This window comes from Polaromonas sp. P3_C2, from assembly GCF_056402675.1.
The window spans coordinates 1-5700 of sequence record NZ_JBFUGX010000257.1; the positions used below are offsets into that span (position 1 = coordinate 1).

Here is a 5700-nt window from a genome sequence, read left to right on the forward strand (position 1 = left end):
TCTTGCGGTGCATGCGGCGAAACAGGTTGGTGCGCCAGCCCCACAGCCTGGGCCCCGGGTCAAACACATGCACGCGCACGCCTGCCCGCGTCAGGGTCGAAATGAATTCAGGTGACAGGTCCGGAGAGCCATAGCCGTCAATCGTCAGGTCGATCTGCACGCCGCGCCGCGCCGCCTGGTGCAGGGCCGCGTGCAGCTCTTCACCGACCTTGTCTTCAAACAGGATGAAGGTCTCCACCACCACCTCGCGCCTGGCCGCAGCAATGCACTCAAAGACGCGCGGGAAAAACTCCTCGCCGTTTTCAAGCAGCTGAAACTGGTTGCCGCTTACCCAACGACTCATGTTCAGAGCTCGATTTCTGCCGCGAGAGGCGCGTGATCTGACAAATGCGACCAAGGCCGCAGCGGCAGCACCACCGGCGCGTGGCCGATGGCGTTGCGCACATAGATGCGGTCCAGCCGCAGCAGGGGCAGGCGTGCGGGAAAGGTGCGCGCCGCCTTGCCGTTGGCCTGCACAAACACCTCATGCAGCTCGGCGCCTTTTTCCAGCCGGGCATGGGCGCGGTGCCGCCAGTCGTTGAAGTCCCCGGCCACCACGACGGGCGCATGCGGCGGAATGTTGTTGCGCACCAGTTCGCACAGCATGTCCATTTGCTGCTCGCGGTGCGCTTCCATGAGGCCCAGGTGCACGCAGACGGCGTGCACGTTCACGCTGCGGCCGGGTATCTGCAGTTCGCAATGCAGCAGCCCGCGGCGCTCGGGCCCGCTGATGGACACGTCGAGGTTTTCAAAACGCACGATGGGGAACTTGGACAACACGGCATTGCCGTGGTGCCCGTTGGTGTAGACCGCGTTGCGGCCGTAGGCGAACTGCGGCCAGATGGTGTCGGCCAGGAATTCGTAGTGCGGGGTTTCAGGGTAGTTGTCGAACTTGTCCTGGTGCTTGACGTGGTTGCCCGTCACTTCCTGCAGGAACACCACGTCCGCCCCGACGCCGCGAACGGCTTCGCGCAGCTCGGGCAGGATGAATTTGCGGTTGAAGAAGGTAAAGCCCTTGTGGATGTTGACCGTGAGCACCTTGAACGAGAACGACGAGTCGGCGCTGACTGCTGCAAGCGCCGTCTGCGTGTCGGCCTCGACGGCTTCCATGTCGATCGGCGTGGCGGCTTCGGGAGAGCGGGTGGGTACGGCGACAGACAGGGCGTCGGGCCCGCGGCGCGAAGCTGAAGAAGGCGATGGCGAAGGGGATTCGGGTGTGGAAGTCGGCATAGGAAAGATAAGCGAGTAGGCCCAGACAGGCAGGCGGAAAGGGCGCAGGACAGGCCTTGGCACCCATTGTTATTCTGCGCCCTGGGAGTGACTGTAGGACAGTAACTTATTTGCGGCAGGGCGCGGCGTACGCAAGCGCCTGGGACGTGCCTTTGGCCACAGCCCGCGGGCGCAGTGTCCTACATGGCGCGGGGGGCCTCTCCGATAAGGCAGACGGGCCCGGCCCGCTAGATTGAATTCAACGTTAGCCCGATGAAGTGGCAGGCGTGTTTTTTCAACCCAGCCTACGAGCACAACCCAAGGAACTACTCCCATGTTCAAAACCCCCTCTTCCATGAAGACCCTTTCCCTTGCAGCTGCCATGACGGCCGCACTGATGTTTGGCGCAGCCGCACACGCGCAGACCGATCCWGCGGGCAAACCGAGCGACAGCTCGGGCTCGGTTTCCACCGGTGCAACCGCCAAAACGCCTGAGCAGCGTGACGCCGCCAAATCCGAAAAACAGGCGGCGAAGTCCGACAAGAAGCAGGCCAAGGCAGCCAAACGGGCTGCACGCAAGAGCAAAGCCGCCACTGCAGGCGCTGCCCCCACGGATTCGGGCGGTACCAGCAAGTAAGGCCAGGCGCTGCCTCTGCGCCATGACAGTTTCAGGTTGAAGGCGCGCTGACGCGTTGCCATCACCCTTTTGAAGGAGTTTGATATGTCCAAGTACTTTATGCGTTCCATTCCTGCGGCCGCTGCGTTGACCGCAGCCGCGTTGTTCGGCTCTGCCGGCGCCTTTGCACAGGGCCTCGGTGTGGGCGTCGGCACCGGTGTTGGGGTCGGCGTCTCGGCCGGCCAGAACACCAATATCGACGCTGGCGTTCGCGCGAATGCCGCGGCAGGCGCCAGCTCGGACTCCAGCGGGCCCTCGGGATCTTCCAGCGGCAGGCTCGGTGCCGGCGCCAATGTTTCCGGCTCGGCTCAGGGTGATACCTCCGCAGGCAGCAGGGCCGCCGCTGCAGTGGACAACACCGCCCGCAGCACCGGACGGGCTGTAGCCCGCACCGGCAACGCCGTGAAGAGCGGCGCCAAGCGCACCTACAACAAGCTGGATAACGCTGCGGGCAGTGCCCGTGTCCAGGGCAGTGTTCAGGGTGATGCGGCCGTCGGCGGCACTTCGAAGTAAAGGCGGGCAAGGTGCGCGTGTAATTGCCGCAAGGTGGTTGCATCGCCACAAAGCCGGGCACAGGTTTTTACCTGCGCCCGGCTTTTTTTCACGCCTGCGTTTATTTGGGCCGGGGCTGCGGCAAGCCCCTGCCGGGCTGGGGTAGCTTCCCGGCCCGGAGTTCGGTGACTGCGGTGGCTACAGCCCTGGCCACGTTGCGGACTTCTTCCATCAGGGCTTTGTCTGCGTCCAGCGTGTCGTGGCTGGTGGCATAGGGTTCGTAGTAGCCGATGTAGCGGTCCAGCCGGGCCGGGCTGCCGGCATCAATCAGGCCCATCCAGTCCAGCCAGTCGCACAGGCCGCGGCGTGTGCCTTCGATCCCGGCCACGTCGCCATGCACCACGACGCCATACGCGCGGCCTGCCAGGTGCTTGGGATAGTCCCAACCTTTCATCTCCAGCGCCTTGGCTTCCTCGGGCTTTTTGCCGTGGGTGGTGGTGGGGTCGGGGTTGCCGCCGTCGGCACACACCAGGCGGTCGATCATGAGCTTGAGCGGGCTGGGTGACTGGTACCAGTAGACGGGCGTGAGGATGATGACGGCATGCGCGGCCGTCCAGCGTTCGTAGATCTCGGCCATCCAGTCGCTGGTTTGCCCCAATGAATGGTTGGGGTAGCAGCTGCAGGGCCAGTGGCACAGCGGCATGGCGGTGGACACGCAGCCTTTGCAGGGGTGGATGTGAAGGTTGTAGCTGGAGGTGAGCAGGCTGAGGTCCAGCACATCGGGATCCATGCCCGCTTCCTGGAGTGTGGTCTTCGCGCTGTTGAGCAGGCGCCAGGTCTTGGAGATTTCACCGGGGCAGGTGCCGTCGTTGCGGGCGGAGCCGCACACCAGCAGCACGCGGGAGGGTGTGGCCGGGTCTTTCCAGGCCGCCTGCGCTTTGGCCAGGCGTTCGCGGGTTTCCAGCCATTCGACGGACAGTTCGTAGTCGGGGTCGGCAAATTCCTCGCCGGCCTTGCGCGTGTGGGGCGCCTTGCGGCCTTCCTGGTAGGCGTCCCAGGCCACGCTTTCAAGCCGGGCCAGGGCTTCGTCTTCCTGCCGGAATGCCGGGTCGACAAAAGATTGCATAAAGCGTTCGTGGAACGCGTCGCGTGAGAGGAGGGCCGGTGCCTGGCCTTTGCGTACCGTGGTCATCTGCCGAGTCTAGTGACGCTGCAGGGCTTGAACCGGGGGTTTCGATGCCGTCCTACGCGGGTTTTCGGTACCGTCTGGCGAGCCGCAGTTTTTGGTCAAAATGGCCTTTAAGCCATATACAATCTGCGCAAGCAGCTATCAAAATAATAGCTAATGCGGAATGTGGGCTGGCCGCAAAAAAGCCCGCACGCAGCCGTTGGGGCTGCCGTGCGGGCCTGGCGCGCTTCAGTTCAGCGTGTCGCGGTTATGGATCAACCCTTTTGCGGGGCGGGGCCACCTTGACCGCGAGGGCCGCCATGGCGCATGCCGTGCTTTTTGTGCTCGGTATCAAAGGTTTTTTGCTGCTCGGGTGTGAGCGCCGCGTAGAAGGTCTTGGTGGCTTCACCGCGCTTGTCCATCGCCGTGTTCATCTCGGCCATGCGCTGGGTGCGCATTTCCTTCATCTTGTCGATGCGCTGGGGCGTGGTCAGCTTGTCGAACTCGGCGCGTTGCTCCGGCGTGGGGCGTGCTCCGTGGGCGGGCGGCTGCATGGAAGCGGTGTAAGCGGTCCACGCGCCTTCCTGGGCGGGCGTGAGCTTGAGTTTGGCTTTGAGCTCGGCCTGGTGCTTGGCGATCATGGCCTGCATCTTGGCGGGGTCGTGGCGGCCCATGCGATCGCCATGGGGGCCGGCAGGCTTGCCTGCGGCGGGCGGCGATCCGGCGGGTGGTGCGGGAGGYGTTTGTGCCATGGCACCGGCACCTACCGTTGCCAGCAAGCCGGCGAGTACGAGGCTGTTGAGGGAAGCGGAGCGGTTGAATGCGAATTTCATGAGGAACTTCCTTTCAGGAGAAGATGCCTGAGTTCCATCGAGTCGTGACATACGGCTTTTGGCTTCAGGTTGAAAGCAAGTGTGCGGGCCGTCTGTTTCCCTGCCGTTGCCGAAAGGTAAAGATAAGCCGTGGATACACCCCTATCAGCCCTCACTTCGTGTAGTGCTTTTTCCCCTTGCAGGGGACGGCGCCTGCGGCCTGGCAAAGCCAGTTCCGCGGCCCCCGTTGGCTTGGCCTTTCAGAGCAGGGAGCTGTAGCCTCAAAAGGCGATTCAAGCGGGGGCCGCGGTCCGGCTTTGCCGGCCGCGAGGCGCTCGTCCCCCGCAGGGGGAGAGGGGGCTACACGCAGTGAGCCCCAACAGGGGGACTTCCTTCTTGACTGCGGTCAATTGCCATCGCCGTCCGGGGTGCCTACAATGGCACCAGCTTGTCGGGGTGCCAAGGATGTTTCCGTGAGGAGGCTTTCGAGGCTGAGATCGCAGTATGCGAGACCCGCTGAACCTGATCGGGATTATCCCCGCGTAGGGAACAACGCAATTGGCTCCGGAACTCCGCAGCGGCACACCAGGTGCCACCGATGGACCCCCGGCTCCCCAGCAGGCACCCCACCTTCTGGAGAACCACATGGCCAAAACCCGACTCACCGTTGACACCCAAGACCTCACCAGTCGCATCACGCGCGCGCCATTTCCGGGCTCCGCCAAGATTTACATCGAAGGCTCGCGCCCCGACATTCGCGTTCCGTTCCGTGAAGTCACGCTGACCGACACGCTGGTGCACGAAGGCGCCGGGGAGCCGCGCCGCGAAGCCAACCCGCCGCTGCGTTTGTATGACGCCTCGGGTGTCTACACCGACCCGGCTTCGCCGATCGACATCACGCGTGGCCTGCCGCCTTTGCGCGGCGCCTGGATCAACGAGCGCCAGGACACTGAAGCCCTGCCCGGCATCAGCAGCGCCTACGGCCGTGAGCGCCTGAACGACCCGGCCCTGGCCGCGCTGCGCATGGCGCATGCGCCCGTGCCGCGCCGCGCCAAGGCCGGCGCCAATGTGTCGCAAATGCATTACGCGCGCAAAGGCATCATCACCCCCGAGATGGAATACATCGCGGTGCGCGAAAACCTGGTGCGCGCGCAACTGGCCGAGCGCCTGGCCACCGAACGCATGCCGAAAAAAGGGCATTCCTTCAACGCCGCGATTCCGGAGCAGATCACGGCCGAGTTTGTGCGCGACGAAGTGGCGCGCGGCCGCGCCGTCATCCCGAACAACATCAACCACCCCGAGAG

General features: G+C 64.2%; 7 protein-coding genes and 1 riboswitch. Of the genes, 3 read left to right on the plus strand and 4 right to left on the minus strand.

Annotated features, from left to right (window positions below; all coding sequences use genetic code 11):
* Both AC1DWI_RS12160 and AC1DWI_RS12165 read right to left on the minus strand, forming a co-directional pair.
* The coding region (locus AC1DWI_RS12160; protein WP_477724914.1) for a phospholipase D-like domain-containing protein at positions 1-343 on the minus strand (343 nt) is incomplete at its 3' end.
* Between the two features lie 2 nt (positions 344-345).
* Entirely contained in the window at positions 346-1149 is an 804-nt protein-coding gene (locus AC1DWI_RS12165; protein WP_477647033.1) for an endonuclease/exonuclease/phosphatase family protein, read from the minus strand.
* 433 nt (positions 1150-1582) lie between these two features.
* Between AC1DWI_RS12165 and AC1DWI_RS12170 the strand changes: the two genes are divergently transcribed.
* On the plus strand, positions 1583-1885 hold the full coding sequence (locus AC1DWI_RS12170; protein WP_477670409.1) for a hypothetical protein: 303 nt from the start codon (positions 1583-1585) through the stop codon (positions 1883-1885).
* A gap of 84 nt (positions 1886-1969) precedes the next feature.
* Positions 1970-2437: a hypothetical protein gene (locus AC1DWI_RS12175; RefSeq protein WP_477670408.1), complete on the plus strand. Its 468-nt coding sequence runs from the start codon at positions 1970-1972 to the stop codon at positions 2435-2437.
* A gap of 100 nt (positions 2438-2537) precedes the next feature.
* Here the strand turns inward: AC1DWI_RS12175 and AC1DWI_RS12180 are convergent, their stop codons facing one another.
* Both AC1DWI_RS12180 and AC1DWI_RS12185 read right to left on the minus strand, forming a co-directional pair.
* Positions 2538-3608: a flavodoxin family protein gene (locus AC1DWI_RS12180; RefSeq protein ID WP_477670407.1), complete on the minus strand. Its 1071-nt coding sequence runs from the start codon at positions 3606-3608 to the stop codon at positions 2538-2540.
* A 251-nt stretch (positions 3609-3859) separates the two neighbouring features.
* Entirely contained in the window at positions 3860-4417 is a 558-nt protein-coding gene (locus AC1DWI_RS12185; RefSeq protein WP_477670406.1) for a Spy/CpxP family protein refolding chaperone, read from the minus strand.
* 421 nt (positions 4418-4838) lie between these two features.
* A riboswitch (TPP riboswitch) is annotated at positions 4839-4962 on the plus strand.
* 79 nt (positions 4963-5041) lie between these two features.
* Here AC1DWI_RS12185 and AC1DWI_RS12190 point away from each other — a divergent pair.
* On the plus strand, positions 5042-5700 hold a 659-nt coding region (locus AC1DWI_RS12190), incomplete at its 3' end, for a phosphomethylpyrimidine synthase ThiC (RefSeq protein WP_477724915.1).